Genomic DNA, 24,489 nt, shown 5'->3' on the forward strand with positions numbered 1-24,489 from the left:
GTGTAATTAATGAAGAATATAGTATTAATAGGTATGCCTGGTTGTGGTAAATCTACCATTGGAAGACTTGTAAATAGTGAGACAGGGTTGAGATTTATAGACTTAGATGATTATATAGTTGAAAGCAATCATATGTCCATAGAAGAAATGTTTAACCATGGAGAAGGTTTTTTCAGAGATAAGGAAACTGAAGCTGTTAAAGAAGCAAGCAGGAATTTAGGGGCTATAATTTCTACTGGTGGAGGAGTTATAAAGCGAGAAGAAAATATGGAAAGGTTAAAGAAGAATGGGGTAATTATTTTTATTGATAGAAGTCCAGAAAAAATAATTGAAACCTTAGATGATTCGGTACGACCATTGCTAAAGGATGGGGTTAAACGAATATTTGCCTTATATAAAGAGCGATATGAGCTTTACAAAAAGTATAGTGACATAGTAATTTTTAATAATGAAGAGCTTGAGAAGTCGGTGAATGAAGTTAAGGACATAATAGGTTTAATTAAATAAAAATAAGGGTTAAGTATAATTTTATACCTAACCCTTATTTTTATTTGTATATATCTGAGAACTCGATTTCGATTCGTTCAATTTTATTTTTATAAGCTTTCTTTTTATATTCTGATCTTTCATTATATGAATCACCAAAATCTAATTTGGTGTTTGGAAAGCGAAGAGTAAAATCACTTCCATTACCAGGTGAACTTTTCAATGTAACATCGCCTCCATGAAGAAGCATTAAACTTTTTACTAGGGCTAAGCCAATTCCAGTACCTTCTGAATTTCTTGAAAGAGAAGCATCGATTTGTGCAAATCTGTTAAAAATAACTTTTTGATGATCTTCATCAATACCTATTCCTGTATCCTTAACTGATATATATACATCTTTAGGGGTTGTATCTATAGTTACAAAGATTGTACCTCCACAATCAGTGAATTTTATGGCATTGGATATTAGATTAAGAATAATTCGTTCAAGCTTATCAGGATCAAATGCGATTACATTTTCTTCTACGTCTGTATCAAAAACTATACTTAATTCCTTTTCTTTGATAAATTCAGATACTGATGAAACTATATTTTCAACTGACTCAACAATATCTAAATTTTCCTTTTTTATTTCATATACAGTATCATCTATTTTGGATATATCTAAAATATTATTTATAAGTCGTATTAATCTAAAAGAATTCTGCTTAATCATCGAATTATAATTTTTACATTTTTCCGTATCAAGCGAACCACTATTAAACTGAACATCAAGAAGCTGATGGGCTCCATAGATTACATTAATTGGTGTTTTGAGCTCATGAGATATATTAGTGAATAATTTAGTCCTGTTTTTGTCATAACGTTGTAATTCCTTATTTATTTCTTCTAGAGCATATTTACTATTTTGTAACTCAGTATTTTTTTCGAAGTATGATTTAGAAAAATTATAATTTAATGTAAAGGTTATATATGCAATTATATTTGTACATATTATAATAATTAGATGATTATATAATATTTCGGGTTCAGGAATTAGCAAAGTTACGCAGAGTATAAAAACTAATGATGATAAAATCAATATTGCCAAAGATTCATGTTTATTTAAGTGAATAGTGGCACTTAATCCCATTGTAACCATAATATAAATTGAAATTTGTTTTGTAATAAACAGCATAATTAATGAAACTGATATTCCCCATATAAAGAGAAGAAGAATAAAAGTAAAATAGAGCAGTTTAAAGGTTATTATATTACCTTTTTTTGAAAACGCTTTCTTATAGCACCAATTCCAAAATGGAATTATGAAAATTATTATAAGGTGCGATATTAATAAAAACAAATATTCTGAAAAATCAATTGTTTTAGGTAGAAATAATAGCAAATCAACGATAACTAAGCAGGCACTTAAATAAAGGAGTATTTTTGCAGCCTTATGACACCTATTAATATTGGATTTTATTCTGAACACATCAAATTCACACATAAACATACATAGTCCTCCCCTACTGTAAAAAATAAACATAATTAATATGATTATACAACTAAATTTGAGTTATAGAAAGTATTTTTATGGAAATAAAGCTTATTTATCTATTATTAAAACCTTGAGGGGATACAAGGTCATATAATTGACAAAAAATTTCATACGTGTGATAATAAAAAAAAACAATTGAAAACAGTTGCATGAGGGGTATGATATGGATTCTGTAAAGTTATTAGAAGAAAATCCAATAATAGCAGCAGTTAAAAATGAAAGTGAACTAGAGATTGCTTTAAAATCTGAAGTACAGGTCATTTTTGTTTTATTTGGAGATATAATTGATATAAAATCAATTAGTGAAAAGATAGATTTAAGTAATAAAGTTGGAATAATACATATAGATTTAATTGAGGGTATTACTGGAAGAGAAGCTGGTATAAGGTATCTTAAAGCTGAAACAAAATTTAAAGGTGTCATCAGTACTAAACCTCAAGTAGTTAAGTACGCAAAGAACTATGGTCTGTTAGGAATTCAAAGAGTTTTTATATTTGATACACTTTCCCTTAACAATGCGAAGAAGCATTTGGGTACAGAATGTGATGCCATAGAGGTTTTACCTGGAGTTATACCAAAGGTTATTGAAAAACTGGCAGATAAAGCTGGAAAACCTATTGTGGCAGGCGGGCTTATTGAATCTAAGGAAGAAGTGATTACTGCTTTAAATTCAGGGGCAACCTGTGTATCAACAACAAGAAAAGAAATTTGGACTATGTAGATATGAGACTGGAGAAGGGCTACATAAGACTAGAATGCTAGTTTTATGCGCCTTTTATTTTATTATAAGCAAGGATGGTGTAGGAGAGATAACATGGATAAGAGGTATATAGTTGCATTAGATCAAGGAACAACTAGTTCAAGAGCAATAATATTTGATAAGGATCAAAATATTATTGGTGTAAGCCAAAAGGAGTTTCCGCAGATATATCCGAAGGAAGGCTGGGTAGAGCATGATCCAATGGAAATATGGGGAAGCCAGTATTCTGTACTTCAAGAGGTAATGGCTAAATCTAATATTACACAAAAGGATCTAGCGGGTATTGGTATTACTAATCAAAGAGAAACAACAATTGTTTGGGATAAAAATACTGGTATGCCAGTTTACAATGCAATAGTTTGGCAATGCAGAAGAACAGCTTCAATCTGTGAGGAATTAATTAAAGATGGATTTGAAGAATATGTGAGAGAGAATACAGGGCTTCTAATAGATGCATATTTTTCAGGAACTAAGGTTAAGTGGATATTAGATAATGTTGAAGGAGCTAAGGAGAAAGCTGAAAAAGGTGAATTATTATTTGGTACCGTTGATACATGGCTGGTTTGGAAGCTTACGAATGGAAAAGTTCACGTAACTGATTATACTAATGCGTCAAGAACCATGCTTTATAATATAAAAGAGTTGAAGTGGGATGAAAAAATTCTTGAGAAACTTGGAATTCCAATGTCAATGTTACCTGAGGTTAAAAACTCATCAGAGGTTTATGGACATACTAATTTAGGTGGAAATGGTGGAATAAGAGTACCAATAGCAGGAATTGCAGGAGACCAGCAAGCGGCATTATTTGGGCAGGCATGCTTTGAAAAGGGAAGCGCTAAGAACACTTATGGAACAGGATGTTTCCTGTTAATGAATACTGGTGAGGAAATAATAAGAAGTAATAATGGCCTTGTTACAACTATTGCTATTGGTATAGATGGAAAAGTTCAATATGCTCTTGAGGGGTCTGTTTTTGTTGGAGGAGCTGTTATTCAATGGCTTAGAGATGAGATGAAAATGGTTAATGATGCTGCAGATACAGAGTATTTTGCACAAAGGGTTGAAGATAATGGTGGCGTTTATGTGGTTCCTGCCTTTGTAGGACTTGGAGCACCATATTGGGATATGTATGCTAGAGGAGCAATCTTTGGATTAACTCGTGGTGCAAATAGAAACCATATCATTAGAGCAGCTCTAGAATCTATAGCATATCAATCTAAGGCTGTTATTGATGCAATGTCAGAGGATGCAGGTTATCCAATAGCTAATTTAAAGGTTGATGGTGGAGCCAGCAGAAATGGGTTTTTAATGCAATTCCAAGCTGATATAATTGGCCAGGAGGTTAGAAGACCAATAATTTCTGAAACAACAGCCTTAGGGGCAGCGTATTTGGCAGGACTTGCAGTAGGATTCTGGAACAGTAAAGAGGAAATTTCGCAGCGTTGGTTTGCAAGCAAGACATTTATGCCATCAATGGACAAAACTGAAGTAGATAAATTATATTCTGGCTGGCAGAAGGCTGTAGTAAGAACTCAAAAATGGGAAGAAGAGTAGGGGTATTATGGAATTTAAATTGAAAAGATTCAATGAACTGACAGTGGAGGAATTATATAAGCTCTTGAGGGTTAGAAATGAAGTCTTTGTTGTTGAGCAAGACTGTGTTTATCAGGATTGTGATAATAAAGATTATGAAGCATATCATTTATTTTGCGAGGATGAAGGTGAGATTATTGGCTGTTTAAGAATATTAAACAGAGGCGTATCTTATGAGGAAATGTCTATAGGGCGTGTTTTAGTTAAAGAAAAATATAGACACACAGGTATAAGCAGAGAAATGATGTTGAAGGCTTTGAAGTTTATTGAAGAAGAATTAATGGAAACTGAAGTAAGAATTTCAGCCCAGGTTTATATAAAGAAATTTTATGAAAATGCTGGCTTCAAAGTGGTTTCCGAAGAATATTTAGAGGACAACATACCTCACGTTCAGATGCTATATAAAAAGTGATAATCATTTTCCTTTGATGGACACTTTTCATAATTTTTGATATTATAGTAGTATAGATATATAAATTAGTGCTAAGAGAGATATAGAGACAAGCACAAAATAAGGATTAATAATCCTTATTTTGGCTTGTCTTTTTTTATTGAATTTGAAAATTTATTTAAGGGAGGCAAATGGGATGTATGATATAGCAATAATAGGAGCGGGAGTAATTGGTGCATCAATATTTAGGGAACTTATGAAGTATGATGTAAAGGTAGTTGTAATAGAGAAGGAGAATGATGTTGCCATGGGAACATCAAAGGCAAATTCAGCAATAGTTCACGCTGGATATGATCCTAAGGAAGGTACTTTGATGGCTAAATACAATGTAAGAGGCAATGAGATGTTTGAGAAAATCTGTAGTGAGTTAAGTGTTCCATTTAAAAGAAATGGTTCTTTAGTACTTGCTTTTGATGAAGCTGATATGGAGACAATAAAGGCTTTATATGAAAATGGAAATAAAGTTGGAGTTAAAGGACTTAAGATATTAAATAAGAATCAGGTTTTGGAGAAAGAACCCAATTTAAATAAGGAGATAGCAGGCGCGCTTTATGCACCTACAGGAGCTATTGTTGGACCTTATGAATATACAATTGCACTTATGGAGAATGCTGTGGCTAATGGTGGTGTTTTAAAGCTTGGAAGTGAAGTTACAGCAATTGAGAAGAATGATAATTTCAAGATAACTACATCTAAAGGGGAGATAATTGAAAGCAGATTTGTTATTAATGCTGCTGGAGTTTATGCAGACAAGATACACAACATGATTTGTAAGGAAAGCTTTAAAATTAATCCTATAAAGGGTGAGTATTTTGTGATGGACAACAGTCAAGGTAAGGTAGTCAGTCACACCATATTTCAATGTCCATCTTCAAGGGGAAAGGGAATCTTAGTTACTCCGACGGTTCATGGGAACCTGTTAGTAGGCCCAGATGCAGAAAGTGTTGATGATAAAGACAACGTAGCAACAACTGCAGAAAATTTGGAATATATAAGAAATAAGGCAATGCAAACCACAGATAAAATTAATTTTAGAGAGACCATAAGAAACTTTGCAGGACTAAGAGCAAATCCTGATTGTGGAGACTTTATCATTGAGGAAAATAAAGAAATTAAAAGATTTATAGATGTGGCTGGAATAAAATCTCCGGGACTTTCATCTGCACCAGCCATTGCAGAAGGTGTCATAGAGATATTGAAAGCAGCTGGTTTAAACACTGAAAAAAAAGAGGGATTTATTACAGAGAGGGAACAGATTAATTTCATGGAGCTTTCACCTGAAGGAAAAGCAGAGTTAATAAAAAAAGATAAGAGGTATGGAAGAATAATCTGCAGATGTGAGAGTATCACTGAAGGTGAAATTGTGGATAGTATCAGGAGATCATTTGGGAAGATAAGTCTTGATGGCGTTAAGAGACGATGCAGACCAGGTATGGGAAGATGCCAAGGTGGTTTTTGTGGCCCAAGAGTTCAAGAGATAATTGCAAGAGAACTTAATATACCAATGGAAGATATAGAGCTAGACAAGGATGGTTCATATATTTTAATTGGAAAAACGAAATAGGGGGATGACAGATATGTATGATTTAATTGTGATAGGCGGGGGGCCTGCCGGTCTTGCTGCTGCTTATGAAGCTTATAGTAGAGGAGTAGAAAGCATTTTAATTGTAGAGAGAGACAGAGAGCTTGGTGGAATTTTAAATCAGTGTATTCATAATGGATTTGGACTTCATACTTTTAAGGAAGAGCTTACAGGTCCAGAATATGCACAAAGATATATTGATATGATTAATGATACAAAGGTAGAAGTTAAGCTTGACACCATGGTGCTTGAAGTTAAAGAAAGTAGAGAAGTTCATGTGATAAATGAAGTAGAAGGATATATTGTTTTGGAGGCTAAGGCAATAGTTCTTGCTATGGGATGCAGAGAGAGAACCCGAGGTGCTATAAACATGCCGGGGGACAGACCATCAGGAATATTTACAGCAGGAGCAGCTCAAAGATATATAAATATGGAGGGGTATATGCCTGGCAGAGAAGTTGTAATACTTGGGTCAGGGGATATTGGACTTATTATGGCAAGAAGAATGAGCTTAGAAGGAGCTAAGGTTAAAGCAGTTGTTGAGCTTATGCCTTATTCTAATGGGCTAAATAGAAATATTGTTCAGTGCCTAAATGACTATGATATTCCACTATATCTTTCACATACAGTAACAAGGGTTATTGGAAAGAGCAGATTAGAAAAAGTTATTATATCAAAGGTTGATGAAAATAGAAGGCCAATAAAGGGAACAGAAATTGAATTTGAGTGTGATACACTGCTTCTATCAGTTGGGTTAATACCAGAAAATGAATTATCCTCAAGAGCAGGAATTGAAAAAGACAGCAGAACTAATGGGTTAATAGTGAATGAGAGCATGGAAACATCTGTAGAGGGAATCTTTGCTTGTGGTAATGTTGTTCATGTTCATGACCTAGTTGACTTTGTAAGTGCTGAGGCTAAGCATGCTGGAGCTTGTGCAGCTAAATATATAAAAGGTAATTTTAAAAAGGGCAGTTATCTCAATATCGTTAATGGAAAAAATATAAATTATACAGTTCCTCAAAAGTTATATGTGGATGCAGTAGAGGATAAGCTCACGGTGTTTATGAGAGTAAACAATATATATCATAATAAAAGGATAGTAGTTAGATGTGGAGATGAAGTTATCGCTATCTTTAAGAAACAACATCTGGCACCTGCTGAGATGGAGAAGGTAGTTTTAAATAAATCTCAATTAAACAATATTAAGGAAGATATAACTATATATTTAGAGGATGGTGAATAATATGATAAGAGAGTTAATTTGCATCAGCTGTCCAATGGGATGCCATCTAAAAGTGGATGTAGAGAATAAGACAGTGGAAGGAAACACTTGTAAAAGAGGAGAGATATATGGAATAAATGAGGTCACCAATCCAGTAAGAGTAATAACTTCAACTGTTAAGGTGATTGAGGGAGATTTGCCTGTATTGCCAGTTAAAACTAAGGAGCCTGTACCAAAGGATATGAATTTTAAGATAATGGAGGCTTTAAAGGAGATTCAAGTTGCTGCTCCAATAAAAGTTGGCGATGTTATTGTGGAAAATATTTTAGAAACTGGAGTAGATGTAGTAGCAACTAGAAATATAGGAAAAAAACACAGCAAATAGATATTGTAAAAATTTTTTTAGGTCATGAGATTAAAAGAGCATAGCGTTACTTAAAGGAATAAATAGATTGATAGGATAATATATTTAGTATATAACAATAGTGGGTGGGATTATATGTCACAGAGAAAGGTTATAGAAGGTTATGCAACTGATATAAATATGACAGTGGACCAGTTAGTAAGGTTTGTGGGAATATATAAAACTTTAATAGATTCAGCATCTAGCTTAAATTGCATTGCATTAGCGAGTAAAAGTGATGTTAAAGATGCTCTAAAAAGAGCTAGAGAGGTTGGAGAAGTTATAGATGAACTTATAGATTCTTTAGATTATGCTTTATGTACATGGTCTAAATATTTAAAACTAAAGACGGAATATATAAATTGCAGGATGGATATAAGTTATATAGAAGCTCAAGTAGAGGAAGAGTTAAGACTTCAAGGCTAATATTCATATGGAAAGGATGTAAAGTTTCTTATAGCAATTTTATAGTAATAAATAATTCAATAGTGACACAAAATAGTTTAAAGATTATCTTTAAACTATTTTTTTTACTTAAATAATAAAAGTGTTAGGAGGAAGAATGTGAAAAGAATTATTGCTAGTATGCTTTTATCTTTAAATCTTTTAACCTTTAGTAGCAATTTTACTCCAGTTGATTTAGAAGAAGATATAAAGTGTGATACAGAAATGAGTTATGATATAAAAATGAAGCAAGATATTTTAACGATTATGATGGCGTACCCTGATTATATTATAGGTATAGAGAAAGGAAATGAAGGGGTTTACTTTATAACTGCTAAAGATGAAAAAATAATATACGATGATATGCAGGTGAAAAATTCTGAGCAGAAGATGAATAATGCTGACATACAGGATATATTAGAGGAGCCTTATCCTCTTGAAATGCCAATAGGTCTTGCAGATGTGAATTCAGATCCAGGAAGATATAGATGTTACTCACTTTTAAATTCAGTTTATGGAAAATCAGAATATGAAGTAAGCTCTAATCTTGTAGGGGTATATGCCCCATATAACAAATATCAATTTAACAAAAATAATGGTGCTGCAGAAGCATTAGAGGGTGCCATGAAGGAGTTAAAAGGTTTAGCAGCATCAAATGGCAAGGTTGGAGAGTTAATAGGAAGTATCAATGGAACTTTTAACTACAGAGTTATATCAGGAACGGGAAAATTAAGTCCTCATGCTTATGGAATAGCCATAGATATAGCCAGCAATCCAAGTGATTATTGGAAGTGGTCAACTAGAGAAGCTGGAGAGAAGAGGGTTTTATATTATCCCGAAGAGCTTGTTAAGACTTTTGAGAAGTATAATTTTGTCTGGGGCGGAAAGTGGGGACACTTCGATACATTACACTTTGAGTATAGACCTGAAATTTTAATTAAGGCTAAGTACTTTTCGGAACCTATAGGGGAATCAGAACAGTGGTATAAACAAGTACCATTGAATGAAAACATACAGGAATATATAAATATTATTGAAGGTGAATTAGGTTAAATTTGCTAAGGGGCTTAATGAGGAGAGCAAGTATGAAAGTCATTAGAATTATTAAAAATGTGTTGAAAAGAAGCTTAATAATTACAATGGTATTAATCTCTATTACAAATACAGCAGCTTTTGCCTGGGCTGAAGGCGAAGGGGTGGATGAGGAAGTTAAGATGGAGATTAAGGAATTTATTGAAAAAGCCATATCAGAGAGAAATCAAGCTATTATCACAGGGGAAAGAGATGGAATAAAAGCGGTTTATGATATGGGAACAAAGTATGGTCAATGGGCATTCGAAAGTGAAGAAAAGAAGATGATTTATCTTCATAACTGGGAGCAGAAACAAGGAGTAAAAATTGTTGAAATTAAACCTTTAGTTATCATAACGAAAATTTCCGAAAAGGAAACAGGGGGATTTAAGGTTAACTTTACATGTTCCACAGAATATCGTTATGTTTATGAAGACAGACCAGAAGAAGTAAATAAATCTAGAATTGGAACATATCATGTATTAGGAATTGTATTTAAAGATGATAAGTATTTAATAAATAAAGAATGGTATACAGATCCATTTGCAGATTCTTTAAACCTTGAAAAACTTAATGTGGGAGATGTAAAAAGTTTTATATTATCACAAGAGGCCAGAGATTTTACAACTTTAGATGCTAGAAGAGTGGCTGCAAAGGAGTATGCAGATAAGTACTGCGGAGCTGCTACTGAAGAGGAATTTGGGTTTAAATATAATAAAAATTATAGGAATTTTAATCCAGCAGGTGGCGATTGTGCAAACTTTGCATCACAAATATTACATGAAGGTGGCGGGTTTAAAAAGAATCACTCATGGAACTATGAAAAAGGTGATGCTAGTGCATCTTGGGTAAATGCAGATAAATTTAAGGATTACTGGGTGTACAGTGGAAGAGCATCAGTTATTGCACATGGAACTTATGAAAAGGTGTATAAGGATTCTTATCAATTGATGCCAGGAGATTTTGTGGCTTATGAGAAAAAGGGGGATATAAAACATATTTCAGTTGTTACTAGTGCGGATTCAAGAGGATATGCTCTTGTTACCTGTCACAATACAGATAGGAATGATGTACCTTGGGACTTAGGCTGGAGTGATAAAAATATAAAGTTTTGGTTAATCAGGGTACATTTCTAAAATAAAAAATAAATAAAGTTCAACTTTCTATTAACCATATAAGGATACATGGCATACCCTAAAGTATAACGAATTTATAAGTTAGGTGATGAAGCATATGTATCCTTTAAAATTTAGGAATATATATTATGAGAAACCTTGGGGAAGCAATAAACTTTCTGAATATAGAAGTGATATTGTTAAGGAGAATATAGGAGAAAGCTGGGAAATTGCCTGCCATGATAAAGGTATGACGGAAGTAAGTAATGGAAAATTTGAAGGAGAAGCATTAATAAGTGTTATAAATAAAATGAAAAAAATGCTCCTTGGAGATAAAATTTTTAAAGATAAGTTTTTCAATAAAGATTTTCCGCTTCTAATAAAATTAATTAGTGCAGGAGAAAATTTATCGGTACAGGTTCATCCAAATAATCAATATGCTCAATTGAAAGAAAATGATAATGGAAAGATAGAAGCTTGGTATATTTTAAGTGTAGATGATGGAGCAGAGATAATTGTAGGAACACATGGATGCACCAAGGAAAGATTCAAGGAGAGCTGTAGTTGCGAAAAGGTAGAATGTTATATGAATAGAATTCATGTTAAGCCTGGTGAAATATACTTGATAGAGCCAGGATTGTTGCACTCCATAGGAAAGGGAGTAATACTTTTAGAAATACAGCAGAATAGTGATATTACTTACAGAGTATACGATTATAATCGAGGAAGACAGCTTCATATTTCTGATGCCCTTAAGGTGATAGATTTTGATTCAAAAGCAAAAGCTATCAATATAAATAAGAATATAAGCTTTCAAAAGTGTGTAACTAGAGAAGGTTTTAATATAGATATATACGACATCGATGGTGAAATGTGTGAAACAAGTGATAAAGAAAAATTTTATATTTACACCTGCGTTGAAGGTGAAGGGATAATAGAGTACGAAGATGATGGGATTAAGTGTGAAGAAAAATTATCTAGTTTAGAAAGTGTTTTGATTCCAGCATACTTAGGAAATTATACTTTAAAAGGTAAAATAAAATTGATAAAGAGCTATGTGTAAACATAGCTCTTTTAATATTTTGTTAATTTTACAATATTCAAACAACATGGTAGATTAATATAGTATGTAATTTATAAGCGTTATAGGGGGAAGACAGATGTACAGTACGAAAAGAGTAGCAGAGTTAAAAGCTCTAGGATTTTTACTTCAGAATGACAAGGAACACTTTGCAGTAAGATTTTTATCAAAAGCAGGGAATATGACAGCAGAAGAAATGGTTAATGTTGCGCATATAGCCAAGAAATATGGAAGAGGTTATATGGGATTTACAACTAGACTTTCTGTGGAAGTGCCATGGATTCATGGTGATGATGTAGATGCATTAATTGAAGAAGCTAAGGCTTTAGGATTAAAGCATGGAGGAACGGGAAAGAGATTAAGACCACTAGTTTCATGTAAAGGAACTATATGCTTACATGGAAATATAGATACTCAAGGCTTATGCAACAAGCTTTCAGAAAAAGAATTTGGACAAGACACTCCACACAAGACTAAAATTGGTATTTCAGGTTGTGCTAACAACTGTGCAAAGGCTAATTTAAATGATATAGGAATAATTGGTGTTACAGTTCCAGAATTCATACTTGATAAGTGTGTTGGCTGCGGAATGTGTGCTAAGAGCTGCAGACAAAAGGCATTAACAGTTGTTGATAGAAAGATTGTCATTGATAGATCAAAATGCGTTGACTGTGGAAACTGTGTTAGAGCATGTAAGCCAGGAGCGGCGGTTGCAAAGGAAAAGGGAGCTAGAATACACGTTGGTGGTAGATTTGGAAGAGCTCATAGATTTGGAACTGACTTAGGCAGAGTATTTAAAGAAGAAGAATTGTTTGATGCAGTAGAAAGTATTCTTACTTACTATAGAGAAACTGGAGAACCTATGGAAAGAATCAGCTATGTTATGGATAGAATTGGTGAGGAAAAAGTTGTAGCTGATATGTTAGAAAGATTATAATACATAAATATTGAGTTTAGTAATGTAAATATAGTTTAAAGCTTAAATGATCACAGGTACTTAAAATGGCTGTGGTCATTTTTTATTTAGGAGTTTATATAAAGAAATTATTAATAGAACAATGGAAAAGTTCAATTAAAGTAGCATTTCAGAATAATTATAGAATTATCTCATAGAAGGAATGTTTATCTTGTTAGATAATTCTGAGTATACAGATGATGTATACTTTCGTGAATGTTGTGGACAAGTGTCGACAATTATACTATTATAGTTTGGTAAACAAAAGTATCAAGGGGGAAAATATATGCTAGAACACGTTATTAATACCTTAATACCTATAGTTATTGAAATGTTAGAATTAATGGGAACTACAGTAATTATAATTGCTGGACTCAAGGCATTCTATCAATATTTAGTAAGCTTAATAAAACATGTTGATTACTCTATTAAGGTTGATCTTGCCCAAGCACTAGCACTAGCACTTGAATTCAAGTTAGGTGGAGAGATACTAAAGACTGTTATAGTAAGAAATCTCGAGGAGATGTATATCTTAGCAGCAATTATCTTACTAAGAGCAATATTAACATTTGTTATTCACTGGGAAATAAAAAGTGAGCAACACTAGAATTTTATGTTTATATTATACTTAAACTGATTTAAAAGCAGTTAAGTCGGTTTACCTATAATATAAGTATTGGGGCTGCCTAGTCAAGAGGGTGGCCTTTTTATTTTGAAATCAAGGTAGTAACTAGCTACAAGACAAATGAAAGTAAAGGTGTTATAATATCTTGGTAAGTCAAGATATGACTTTTTATTTATTGGATAGAATATAGATAGCTCCGCCTTGATTTGATTGGTGGAGTAAATTCCACTTAACCAAATCAAAGATGTACTCTGTGTAAGTTCTGATGACCTAATCAAAGGTTTGGAGCATAACTTCTGGAGTGTCATTTATGTAATGAAATATATAGATTATTTTTAAGAGGTGATATAAATGAGCGGTATTGCAGGAGAAGGTTGTGAAATATTAGTTCCTTTTAATGAGAGAAAACCTTTAGCGGACATAGAGCGTAGTTTAGTAAAGGGATATAGAAAGAAAATATGGTCAAAGTTCATTAAAGCTGTTAAGGATTATAAGCTTGTTGAAGAAGGCGATGTTATTGGTGTTGGAATTTCAGGTGGAAAGGACAGTTTAGTATTAGCTAAGCTTTTCCAAGAGCTTCAAAGACACGGTCAAATGAACTTTGAAGTTAAGTTTATTGCCATGGATCCAGGATATCATCCACAAATAAAGGAACTTTTAATAGATAACTGTAACTATTTAAACATTCCTATTCATATATTTGAATCTCAGATTTTTGAAATAATAGATGAGATTGCACAGGATTATCCTTGTTATATGTGTGCGAGAATGAGAAGAGGAGCTCTTTATTCAGAAGCTCAGAGATTAGGCTGTAATAAGCTTGCTTTAGGCCATCATTTTAATGATGTTATTGAAACAACAATGTTAAATGTACTTTATGGAGGTAACTTTAAAACAATGCTTCCAAAGCTTAAATCTTCAAACTTTGAGGGGTTAGAACTTATCAGACCTCTTTATTATGTTGAGGAGACTTACATTGAAAAATTCATACAAAATGCAGGAATATGGCCGCTTAACTGTGCATGCATGGTTGCAGCTAAGAAAATCGGTAATAAGAGACATGAGATAAAGCATATGATTGCTGAAATGAAGAAGACCTTTAATGATGTCGATAAATCTATCTTTAGAGCAGCAGAAAATGTTAATATGGATGCTATTTTAGGCTGGCAGAAGGATGGAGAAAAACATTCTTTCTTAGATGAATATCACGACGAGTTTTAATATAAAACCCCGTCAATCAAGAAATAATTTGATTGACGGGGTTTTCTTTTAAATAAATATTTAAAATTTATATTTGAACGATATATATTTTTAGTAACGTCTGCTAGACCTTGAATCATAGTCATCCACTGATCTGGTGATTACTCTAACACCAATGTAGAAAGGTACTATTACTATGATATAAGTTAAGATGTTATATAGTATAAAGGGAACTGTAACTATAGGTAAAAGTGAGTATATTAGGATTTCTTTTTTCGTGAATACCTTTATCTCATCATATATTGGAATTGGGATATTATTAAAGGTTATTTTTGCAGTATAGCTCATCATGATGAAAATAACATTTATGCCTAAAATACCATAATAAATATAGGTTGCAACCTTAAAGTCAAAGATGGATGTGTACTTCATTAGCAAAGAATATATTAGAAATAGATAGAATGAATAAAGAAGTCTTAAAGAAGCCTTTTTCCTTTTTTCAAGATAGCCCTTTGGTAATTGTTCATAATCAACCATGAATTTAACCTCACTCTCATACTTTAAGTTTTATTATAGGAATAATTGATTTCGTTGATTTGTATTAGATAATTTCTATAGGTATCATTTCTTCCAGTAGTCATTTGATCAACATACCAAGAATAATCTCTATCATTACTTACAGAACGTGTTACCTTTGTACCAAGACCCCATGATGGATCCAAGGATTCAAACTTAGAGATATGGATACTTTTGTAGATAAATCCTACAGCTATTAGAGCTACAACTGTAAATAAAATAATAATAATTTTATTTTTATGTTTGATAAAAACTCCCCCTCTTTTATAAGTGCAAGTTTATTTGTCGAAAACATTATTCATATTACATATAATAACAATATTATATAAAAATGTATTATATGTCAAGGTGTTGAGGTCGTTGAATACTGTTGTATAGAGGTGGTAAACATCAGTGATCAATTAATTTAGGTATAATCCATTTTAATATTGTTAGAAATAATATACAATTAATGGGGTAGAGTTATAATTAAAAGATATAAGTATGGGGGATAAGATATGAAGTTAGTATTAGAAAACATAGAGAAGGCTTTTGAAAAGAAGCAAGTATTAAAGGGTGCAACTTTTGAGTTTGAAAAGGGGAAGATTTATGGACTTCTAGGAAGAAATGGAGCTGGAAAGACAACCTTATTTAACTGTATAAGTGGAGAATTAAAATCAGATAAGGGGAATATCAAGCTTCAAGAGGAGAATGATACCATAGAAATTTTAGATTATTCTAAAATTGGTTTTGTATTTGCTGACCCGGTATTGCCAGAGTTTTTAACAGGCTATGAGTTTTTAAAGTTTTTTATTGATATAAACAAGGATAAAATAAAGGAATTAAAGTCCATAGAGGAATACTTTAATATTATTAAGATAGATGAAGAAGATAGATTTCGTCTTATTAAGGGATATTCTCATGGTATGAAAAACAAGCTTCAAATGCTTTGCTTTTTAATAACAAGACCACCAGTCATTTTGCTGGATGAGCCATTAAGCTCTTTTGATGTTATTGTAGCACTTGAAATAAAGAACCTTTTAAAAGAAATAAAAAAAGATCACATTATTATTTTTTCAACTCATATTTTACAATTAGCAACGGATTTATGTGATGAAATAGTGGTGCTTAACAATGGAACTTTAGAAGAGGTGCCAGAAGAGGTTTTACATAGTGAAGAGTTTGAGAAGAATATAATTGAAATTTTAAAGGAGGAGCAACATGCTTAAGGCTTTTATTAATACGTATAAAGTAGCCTTTGCAGAAAAGGCTAATGGGTTTATTTATTATTTGAAAAAGCTTCCTCTAATAGGAAAGAAGATTTCAGAAGGGCTTTATAAGGCGACTGAAGTGAAGTTAATCTTAGGGTTTGTTGTAACTGCTTTTGCGTTTATATTTGGTTTTTTAGGTAAAGCCATATATCTAGGTTTGATGATAATGCTGCCGGCATCGTTGATTTCAGGGAAAGTGGGTAATACAACAGAAATAGCATTACATATTTTTTTCTTTTTAAGTTTAGTACTTGGACCTGTTGTTAATGCTCTAATAACAGATAATCAGATGGAAGCTTTCAAAATGATTAGTGTAATGAGGGTAGAGTCAGGTAACTATTTTAAAAGTAAATTAATTTATAAAAGAATCATAAACTTTATTCATTTTCTACCTGCGATGATGTTTGTGTTTTCACCTTTAAAAGGTTTTATATTAACAGTAGAGCTTATAGCTTTTAAATTTATTGGTGAAGCGCTCCAATTATTTATATATGAAAGAACCAATATTATACTTAATATGAAGGTTTGGTTTACTTTAACTATTATGGGGGTATGTTTAGTTTTAGCTTATGTACCACCTATATTGGGATTTACCCTAAAGGTATCCCCAACTTTATTTAGTGTGTGGGGAGTCATAATTATTTTACTAATAGCAGCTTTAAGTTTGATTTATATAATGAAATACAAACATTATAAAGAAATGTACAAGGAAACTTTAATTAAAATTTCAAGTTTTGATAAAAATGCAATAATGGCTGAAGCAACTTTCTCAGATGTGAAAATTAATGAGAAGAAGTTTAGTGAAAAAGATTTAAATAGTGATAAATTTAAAAATAAAGAGGGATATGAGTATCTTAATGCAATATTCTTTATGCGACATAGAAGGCTGTTAACTATTGCTACTAAAAAGAGGACTGCGATAATTCTGATTATAGGTGCAATTTTAGTTGCAGTGACAATACTTATTCCAGAGATAAGACAAGATGTTGTGAGTACACTTGAAAGGAGTGGCGCTTTCTGGGTGTTTATCATGTATATGCTTTCTACCAGTGAAAGAGTTTGTAAGGCCATGTTTTTTAACTGTGATGCCAGCCTGCTTAGGTATGGATATTATAGAGAGGGGCATGTTATATTATCAAATTTCAAAGCAAGGCTAAAAAGGATACTTACTTTAAATTTAATTCCTGCAGCAGCTATTTGTATTTGTATAACAGCCGTTATTATTTCAGCTGGAGAAATAAATGGGTTAAGAAGCATGATACCTATATTCATAAGTATTATTTGTTTATCTTGCTTTTTTTCAATTCATCACTTATTCCTTTATTATGTAATTCAACCATATACAGCGCAAATGACTATTAAAAGTCCGTTATTTACCATAGTGAATATGGCTGTTTATTTTGTGGCATATATGTGTCTTAATTTTGATGGCTCAAATTATGTTTTTAGTATTGGAGTAATATTAGTAACTTTAATATATAGCTCAATTGCGTTGGCTGTTACCTATAAAGTGGCACCAAAGACCTTTAAGCTACGATAATTTTAAGGGATACCTTTATCGAAATTTAAATGATAAAGATATCCCTTTATTTTTATTTTAATTTGCCGACAGGAGCTAAATATACGGTAAACTCTTCACTGCCATCAATATCAAGAAGCTTATCCATTGAGGCTTGGTCATAGGCCGCTATACCACAGGTTCCACAGTTTATTGCGCCACAGGCAAGATAAAGATTCTGGCATACATGTCCAGCATCTAACAGCATTACCTTGTGAGCGGCATGAAGATAACGCCACTCTCCACGATATGGAAGGCAAGTCCAAAGGAACACTACAGCACTACTGCATAAGAAGGTCTGATTAAGTGCTGCAGAGGCAGTTTCATGAGAAAAGTCTCCCTCTTTTATTAGTATAAGACTGTGTGATAAAGCTAAATATCTATAAATCCCTTTTTTTAAGCTATCTACGTTATTAACTACAAGATAAGTTTCGAAGGTGTGACGGGCACCTCCAGAGGGAACAGTTCTTAGCGTTGCATAATTATTAGCAGTAACTTTTTTTACTCCTTGAGAGCACCATAAAAGAAAGGAAAGCTCAGGTAGTGAGAGGTTTTTTTCGGAGTAGGAACGCCAGCTTTGACGAGCATTTATTATGTCTAGGACATTTGAGGTTTGAAGAATATCATTAGTAACTTCAGGAAGCTTAATTTGGTTTAAGTCATTAGCGTAAGGTTTTTCCAGTGGGGGTTGAGGCAGTTTTTTTTCTTGGTCAGACAATTCGTAGTCATCAGAGTCATCATTTAAATTAAAAGGTGACCTCATAAAATCTCTTAACTCATTTATTTTATTCATTAAAATACCTCCTTAATATTAGAAACTCATTCTCCTTATAGTGGAATGAGTAAGTATCTTAGCTAAATCATAGGTTTGGAAATATACTTATATAAACTATTGTAACATTATTATATATAAGGTAATATAAGTTAATGAAAAGTTTGTTTGCTAATTAGCAAATAATTAGAATAACAATAAGTGAAGTCTATTATATGAATATGAAACAGTGATTTCATACATAATTAATAGATACATGGGAGGTGACTAAATGGCGGTCAATGAGAAAGAAACAAAGCTTGAGCTCGAGAAATTTTATGATACAAAGGTGTGGATTGAAAAAGAGATTATAAGAATTGAGAAAAAGTGTGAAGAGTATGAGGCTAAGGTTTCAAGTTTGAAAAAGGCTTCTGGAGGGACTTATAGCACTGAGCTTCTACTAGCACAAAATGTGAAGGCTTTTGCGGAGAAGGACTTACATAAATATAGTGAGGGAAGGACGAATCCATACTTTGCAAGGATTGATTTTAAAGAAAAGCTAAGAGATTCGGAGAGCTTTTATATAGGGAAGTTTGGGCTTATAGACGAAGTCGAAAATGAGGAAGTTGTTATTGATTGGAGGGCACCACTAGCGAATTTATATTATAGTGGAACATTTGGACCTGCATCTTATAGAGCACCGATTGGTGAAATAAGTGGAGAACTTTTGTTAAAGAGAAAGTTTCAAGTTAAGGATGGAGAAATAGTAAATATTTTTGATGAAGGTGTCAATGAACTTATTGTACCTGCATCTGAAGATGGAGAAGAGTTAGTTGATGAATTCCTTAAGCTTAATCTTGAAGAGAACATGAGTAAAAAGCTGAAGGATGTTGTAACTACAATACAGCAAGAGCAAAATGATATTATAAGGGCTTTCAAGAATAAGCCTATAATTATTCAGGGTTCTGCAGGCTCGGGAAAAACAACAGTAGCTCTTCATAGATTAGCCTATTTAGTTTATACCTATGGCGATGAAATGAATAATAGAAATATCTTAGTGGTTGCACCAAATGAGTTATTTCTTGATTATATATCAGATATACTTCCAAACTTAGGGGTTAGCAATGTTAAGCAGGTTACCTTTGAAAATCTATGTCAGGAGATAACAAAGGGTAAGATGAAAATAATAACTAAGGATAAAAAGTTATCTGAAATAATAGAAAGTGATGATGTGGAAAGAATAAAGTATATAACTACATCAAGTAAGATAAAGGGAACAATGACTTATAAAACTATTCTTGATAGACTTATAAGAATTTTAGAGCGTGAAAATATAGAGGTTGAGGACATCAAGATTGATGGTTTTACACTATATTCAGCTAGGGATATAAGAAGGCTTTATATAAAGGATTTAGTTAAGCTTCCGATAAATAAGAGGAAGGATGAAATCCAAAAATACTTTAAAGGAAAGCTAAAGAATAGACTAGAAAAATTTAAGGAAGAAATTGAACATGAGTACTTCTTTAAAATAAAGGATATAAAAAGCAAAACTGAGCTTTCAGAAGAGCAGCAAAGAAAAGAAATAATTAAGACTTATGATGAAAGGGATGAGCTTATAAATCAGCTTAAGCCTAAAGCTGTTAAGGCTTTGAATACCTTCTTTAAGGACTGGAAGACTATAAATCCGTTAGAGGGATATATAAGATTATTTAATGATGAAGAAGTATTTGAGAAAGCTACTGATAACTGCATTCCAAAGAAGCTGGCTCATTATATGATTAGTGAATTTAATGATAATTTGAAAAAAAAGGTTCTTGATGCGGATGATTTAGCAGCAGTTACTTATTTGGACATAGTTCTTAATGGATTAAGTACAGAGGAATATATCCACACTGTAATTGATGAAGCTCAGGATTATAGCTTTTTGCAGATGGTTATATTAAAAGAGATCTCTAAAAATAATTCTATGACTATAGTTGGGGATATAGGTCAGGGAATATATAGTTATAAGGGAATAAATACTTGGGAAAGTTTAATTTCAAAGGTGTTTGAGGAGGAAGCTACTTATATTACCTTGACTCAAAGTTATAGATCTACTGTTGAAATAATTGAATTTGCAAACATAGTTTTAGAAAAACAACAGCTTAATGTTAAGCCGGCGATGCCTATTTTAAGACATGGTATGATGCCTAAAGTGATAGAAGTTGAGGAAGATTCAGAGATAGAGAGTATAGACTCCTTAGTTGAAGAAATTCATAGATTAAATAAGAAGACTATAGCAGTGGTATGTAAGGACTTTGATAAGTGCAGGAAGCTGCATAAGGTACTTAATAAAAAATCTGCTTTTAAATGGGACTTAGTTGGGGAAGAGCAGGACAATATGGATGTAAGTAACTTAATAATACCGAGCTATATGACAAAAGGGCTTGAATTTGATGCGGTTATTGTATATGACTGTGATAGTTTAAATTATAGGGATAATGATCTAGATAAAAAGCTATTGTATGTTGCTCTGACAAGAGCACTTCACATAGAGTATGTTTTATACAAAGGAGAATTAAGTCCTCTTCTGAAATAGAGGGAACGCTGGGGATTTTTTAAAACACATAGAAAAAACCTACAAGTTATGGTATATTTAAGGTTAGTATAGTTGAAAATAATGCTGATTAAATTGTGAGCGATTTAAGGTTGCATTATGTATGATATAAATTAATTTAAACATATTTTTAATAGAAGCGAAGGAAGTGAATGTTATGGGAGAGAACGTAGGGAATACATCTTCTAACTTTATTAAAAGAATAGTGGTGGAGGACTTACAGAGCGGTAAACATGATGATATAATTACACGTTTCCCACCAGAACCAAATGGTTATTTACATATAGGACATGCAAAATCAATAGTTTTAAACTTTGAGTTAGCAGATGAGTTTAAAGGAACAACAAATCTAAGATTTGATGATACTAACCCGACAAAAGAGGATACTGAATATGTTGAGTCAATAAAAGAAGATATTAAGTGGCTTGGTTTTGACTGGGATAACTTATACTTCGCATCAGATTATTTTGAAGAAATGTATGAGAGAGCAGTTCTTCTTATTAAAAAAGGTTTAGCCTTTGTATGTGATTTAACACCTGAAGAAATGAGAGAATTCAGAGGTACTCTTAAGGTTCCTGGAAAAGAAAGTCCATATAGAAACAGAAGTGTAGAGGAAAATCTGGATTTATTTGATAGAATGAGAAAAGGTGAGTTTAAGGATGGAGAAAAAGTTCTAAGAGCTAAAATAGATATGAGTTCTCCTAACATAAACATGAGAGATCCTATAATCTATAGAATATCTCATACAACACACCATAATACTGGTGATAAGTGGTGTGTATACCCAATGTATGACTTTGCACATCCGATAGAGGATGCTATAGAAGGAATTACTCACTCTATATGTACTTTAGAATTTGAAGACCACAGACAACTTTATGACTGGGTTGTAGAGAAGTGTGAAATGAAGGAAATTCCAAGACAAATAGAGTTTGCTAGACTTAACATTACTAATACTGTAATGAGTAAAAGAAAGCTTAAGGCTCTGGTTGATGAAGGTATTGTTGACGGATGGGATGACCCAAGAATGCCAACAATAGCTGGTCTTAGAAGAAGAGGATACACTCCAGAAGCTATCCGTAACTTCTGTAGGGAAATTGGAGTTGCTAAGAATGACAGTACTGTTGATGAGCAGATGCTTGAGTACTTCATCAGAGAGGACTTAAATGCTAAGACTCCAAGAACTATGGCAGTATTAAAACCTTTAAAGGTTGTTATAACAAACTATCCAGAAGGTCAAGTTGAATTACTTGAGCTTGAGAACAATCAAGATGATCCATCAATGGGGACTAGACAGGTTCCATTCTCAAGAGAGATTTATATCGAAGAAGAAGACTTCATGGAGGAGCCACCAAAGAAATACTTCAGATTATTCCCAGGAAATGAAGTTAGACTTAAGGGTGCATACTTCATTAAGTGTAATGACTTCATTAAAGATGAAAATGGTAAGGTAGTTGAAATTCACTGTACTTACGATCCAGAAACTAAGAGTGGTACAGGATTTACTGGAAGAAAAGTTAAAGGAACAATTCACTGGGTTGATGCAACAAATTCAATTCCAGCAGAATTTAGATTATATGAACCTTTAATAAAGGATGAAGAGATTGATGAAAGCAAAACTTTCTTAGAGTGCATAAATCCAAACTCTTTAGAGGTGCTTGAAGGATATGTTGAAGCTAATATGAAGAATGTTAAGCCGGGAGAAGCCTTCCAGTTTTTCAGACATGGATATTTCAATGTAGACACAAAATACTCTACTGAAGAAAAACCAGTTTTCAACAGAATAGTTTCATTAAAAAGTTCGTTCAAAATAAGTTAAATAGAATTTAATATTTATAAAGATTATATAAAAGTAATCCTTTTATTAATAAACATTGTTATCGTCGAGATAGGAAGGTGTTTATGGTAAAAGGATTACTTTTTTTATTAAGAAAATATAAACAAACAAAGAATAAAAATTAATTAAAGGAATATAAATGATTACCAAGGGTATATTCAGGTCATGTACACATTCAACTACTACCTAGTTACCTATTTTATAATTTACAAGGGGGTAATTTAATGAAAAAGAAACTTCTTGCAATTTGCTTGTCAGCAGCTATGATTGTAGGCATAGCAGGATGTGCACCTAAGGCACCTACATCAGAGGAAGGCAGCAAGGGAAAAGACTACAAAATAGGAATAATTACAGGGACAGTTTCACAAGGGGAAGAAGAGTACAGAGCAGCTGAGAATATGAAAAAACAATATGGAGATATGATTGTATTACAAACATATCCAGATAGTTTTATGAAAGAACAGGAGACAACTATAGCTAATACATTAGCGTTAGCAGCTGATCCGGATGTTAAGGCTATTATATTCGTTCAAGCAGTACCAGGAGCATCAGCAGCAATTGATAAAGTAAGAGAAACTAATCCAGATATGTTGTTTATCGCGGGGGTTCCAGGAGAAGATCCAGCGATGATAGGTGGAAAAGCTGATGTTATTTTACAGGCTGATGAATTAGGAATGGGAGTAAGTGTTATAGAACAGGCTAAAAAGCAAGGTGCTAAGACTTTTGTTCATTATACATTCCCAAGACATATGTCTTATGAAATGCTTGCAAAGAGAAGAGATTTATTTAAAGAGACTTGTGAAAAGGAAGGAATTAAATTCGTTGATGCAACAGCACCAGACCCAACTGGAGATGCTGGAGTTCCAGGAGCACAACAATTCATATTAGAGGATGTTCCTAGAAAGGTTGCTGAATATGGAAAGGATACAGCGTTCTTTTCAACTAACTGTTCAATGCAGGAGCCACTTATAAAAATGGTACTTAAAGAAGGAGCTATATTCCCTCAACAGTGCTGTCCATCTCCTTATCATGCTTATCCAGGTGCTTTAGGAATTGAAATTCCAGACGATAAGAAGGGTGATGTAGCTTACATTGTAGATCAAATAGGTGAAAAAATTAAAGCTGGTGGGGGAGAAGGCAGATTCTCAACTTGGCCAGTGCCAATAAACATGATGTTTGTTGAGGGTGGAGTTAAGTATGCTATGGCATTCCTAGATGGAGAAACAGATGGCAAAAATGACAAAGCTAAACTTACAGAAATTCTTAATAGCTTGCTTGATGATGCAGAGATAAAGATTACTCCATATATTGATGCAGGGTCAGGCAAGACTTATGATAATTACTATTTAATTTTATCAGATTATATAAACTTCTAGTATATTTTAATCTTCAG

Annotated in this window: 23 protein-coding genes; 19 read left to right on the top strand and 4 right to left on the bottom strand. The window is 32.8% G+C overall.

The genetic code is table 11. The features are described 5' to 3' along the window. Positions 1–9: 9 nt before the first annotated feature. Entirely contained in the window at positions 10–507 is a 498-nt protein-coding gene (locus BN1075_RS01130; protein WP_040191182.1) for a shikimate kinase, read from the top strand. 40 nt (positions 508–547) lie between these two features. On the opposite strand, the gene BN1075_RS20485 is transcribed toward BN1075_RS01130, so the two are convergent. Further along, positions 548–1,978: a sensor histidine kinase gene (locus tag BN1075_RS20485; protein ID WP_052406323.1), complete on the bottom strand. Its 1,431-nt coding sequence runs from the start codon at positions 1,976–1,978 to the stop codon at positions 548–550. Positions 1,979–2,186: 208 nt separating this feature from the next. On the opposite strand from BN1075_RS20485, the gene BN1075_RS01140 reads away from it, so the two are divergent. The 13 genes from BN1075_RS01140 (at position 2,187) to BN1075_RS01200 (ending at position 14,549) form a co-directional block, all read left to right on the top strand. Beyond that, positions 2,187–2,744 (top strand): glycerol-3-phosphate responsive antiterminator, encoded by a 558-nt coding sequence (locus tag BN1075_RS01140; protein WP_040191183.1) that lies wholly within the window; start codon positions 2,187–2,189, stop codon positions 2,742–2,744. Between the two features lie 93 nt (positions 2,745–2,837). Next, positions 2,838–4,337: a glycerol kinase GlpK gene (glpK, locus tag BN1075_RS01145; protein WP_040191185.1), complete on the top strand. Its 1,500-nt coding sequence runs from the start codon at positions 2,838–2,840 to the stop codon at positions 4,335–4,337. 7 nt (positions 4,338–4,344) lie between these two features. Further along, a complete protein-coding gene (locus BN1075_RS01150) occupies positions 4,345–4,788 on the top strand; it encodes a GNAT family N-acetyltransferase (RefSeq protein WP_040191186.1) in 444 nt (147 codons plus the stop codon). 175 nt (positions 4,789–4,963) lie between these two features. After that, positions 4,964–6,391: an NAD(P)/FAD-dependent oxidoreductase gene (locus BN1075_RS01155; protein WP_040191187.1), complete on the top strand. Its 1,428-nt coding sequence runs from the start codon at positions 4,964–4,966 to the stop codon at positions 6,389–6,391. A 13-nt stretch (positions 6,392–6,404) separates the two neighbouring features. After that, complete coding sequence (locus BN1075_RS01160) at positions 6,405–7,655, top strand: NAD(P)/FAD-dependent oxidoreductase (RefSeq protein ID WP_040191188.1); 1,251 nt, start codon at positions 6,405–6,407, stop codon at positions 7,653–7,655. Between the two features lies 1 nt (position 7,656). Continuing rightward, positions 7,657–8,019, top strand: coding sequence for a DUF1667 domain-containing protein (locus tag BN1075_RS01165; protein WP_040191189.1), 363 nt, complete (start codon positions 7,657–7,659; stop codon positions 8,017–8,019). A gap of 114 nt (positions 8,020–8,133) precedes the next feature. Then, positions 8,134–8,463 carry a radical SAM protein gene (locus BN1075_RS01170; RefSeq protein ID WP_040191190.1) on the top strand — a complete coding sequence of 110 codons (330 nt, stop codon included), beginning with the start codon at positions 8,134–8,136 and terminating at the stop codon, positions 8,461–8,463. 138 nt (positions 8,464–8,601) lie between these two features. Continuing rightward, complete coding sequence (locus BN1075_RS01175) at positions 8,602–9,534, top strand: M15 family metallopeptidase (RefSeq protein WP_081911448.1); 933 nt, start codon at positions 8,602–8,604, stop codon at positions 9,532–9,534. A gap of 32 nt (positions 9,535–9,566) precedes the next feature. Continuing rightward, positions 9,567–10,688 (top strand): amidase domain-containing protein, encoded by a 1,122-nt coding sequence (locus BN1075_RS01180; RefSeq protein WP_081911449.1) that lies wholly within the window; start codon positions 9,567–9,569, stop codon positions 10,686–10,688. Between the two features lie 97 nt (positions 10,689–10,785). Further along, positions 10,786–11,730 (top strand): type I phosphomannose isomerase catalytic subunit, encoded by a 945-nt coding sequence (locus BN1075_RS01185; protein ID WP_040191345.1) that lies wholly within the window; start codon positions 10,786–10,788, stop codon positions 11,728–11,730. A gap of 97 nt (positions 11,731–11,827) precedes the next feature. Beyond that, positions 11,828–12,685 (top strand): 4Fe-4S binding protein, encoded by an 858-nt coding sequence (locus BN1075_RS01190; RefSeq protein ID WP_040191191.1) that lies wholly within the window; start codon positions 11,828–11,830, stop codon positions 12,683–12,685. 304 nt (positions 12,686–12,989) lie between these two features. Further along, positions 12,990–13,310: a DUF1622 domain-containing protein gene (locus BN1075_RS01195; protein ID WP_040191193.1), complete on the top strand. Its 321-nt coding sequence runs from the start codon at positions 12,990–12,992 to the stop codon at positions 13,308–13,310. 369 nt (positions 13,311–13,679) lie between these two features. Continuing rightward, positions 13,680–14,549: a tRNA 2-thiocytidine biosynthesis TtcA family protein gene (locus BN1075_RS01200; protein WP_040191194.1), complete on the top strand. Its 870-nt coding sequence runs from the start codon at positions 13,680–13,682 to the stop codon at positions 14,547–14,549. Between the two features lie 90 nt (positions 14,550–14,639). Here the strand turns inward: BN1075_RS01200 and BN1075_RS01205 are convergent, their stop codons facing one another. Both BN1075_RS01205 and BN1075_RS21340 read right to left on the bottom strand, forming a co-directional pair. Continuing rightward, positions 14,640–15,065, bottom strand: coding sequence for a hypothetical protein (locus tag BN1075_RS01205; RefSeq protein WP_040191195.1), 426 nt, complete (start codon positions 15,063–15,065; stop codon positions 14,640–14,642). Between the two features lie 23 nt (positions 15,066–15,088). Continuing rightward, on the bottom strand, positions 15,089–15,250 hold the full coding sequence (locus tag BN1075_RS21340; protein ID WP_156132712.1) for a hypothetical protein: 162 nt from the start codon (positions 15,248–15,250) through the stop codon (positions 15,089–15,091). Between the two features lie 351 nt (positions 15,251–15,601). Here BN1075_RS21340 and BN1075_RS01210 point away from each other — a divergent pair, with 351 nt between their 5' ends. Both BN1075_RS01210 and BN1075_RS01215 read left to right on the top strand, forming a co-directional pair. After that, positions 15,602–16,312, top strand: a complete 711-nt coding sequence (locus BN1075_RS01210) for an ABC transporter ATP-binding protein (RefSeq protein ID WP_040191196.1) — start codon at positions 15,602–15,604, stop codon at positions 16,310–16,312. Further along, complete coding sequence (locus BN1075_RS01215; RefSeq protein WP_040191197.1) at positions 16,305–17,894, top strand: hypothetical protein; 1,590 nt, start codon at positions 16,305–16,307, stop codon at positions 17,892–17,894. Before BN1075_RS01210 ends, BN1075_RS01215 begins: the two co-directional genes overlap by 8 nt. A gap of 52 nt (positions 17,895–17,946) precedes the next feature. On the opposite strand, the gene BN1075_RS01220 is transcribed toward BN1075_RS01215, so the two are convergent. Further along, the gene (locus BN1075_RS01220; protein ID WP_040191198.1) at positions 17,947–18,705 is read right to left on the bottom strand and encodes a SagB/ThcOx family dehydrogenase; all 759 of its coding nucleotides are present in this window, start codon (positions 18,703–18,705) and stop codon (positions 17,947–17,949) included. 250 nt (positions 18,706–18,955) lie between these two features. Here BN1075_RS01220 and helD point away from each other — a divergent pair, with 250 nt between their 5' ends. The 3 genes from helD (at position 18,956) to BN1075_RS01235 (ending at position 24,472) form a co-directional block, all read left to right on the top strand. Continuing rightward, positions 18,956–21,241 carry an RNA polymerase recycling motor HelD gene (gene helD, locus BN1075_RS01225; protein ID WP_040191199.1) on the top strand — a complete coding sequence of 762 codons (2,286 nt, stop codon included), beginning with the start codon at positions 18,956–18,958 and terminating at the stop codon, positions 21,239–21,241. Between the two features lie 175 nt (positions 21,242–21,416). Next, positions 21,417–23,078: a glutamine--tRNA ligase/YqeY domain fusion protein gene (locus BN1075_RS01230; RefSeq protein ID WP_040191200.1), complete on the top strand. Its 1,662-nt coding sequence runs from the start codon at positions 21,417–21,419 to the stop codon at positions 23,076–23,078. Between the two features lie 242 nt (positions 23,079–23,320). Beyond that, positions 23,321–24,472 (top strand): DUF3798 domain-containing protein, encoded by a 1,152-nt coding sequence (locus BN1075_RS01235; protein WP_040191201.1) that lies wholly within the window; start codon positions 23,321–23,323, stop codon positions 24,470–24,472. Positions 24,473–24,489: the final 17 nt, after the last annotated feature.

The organism is Clostridium culturomicium (assembly GCF_000821305.1).
Taxonomy (GTDB): domain Bacteria; phylum Bacillota; class Clostridia; order Clostridiales; family Clostridiaceae; genus Clostridium_J; species Clostridium_J culturomicium.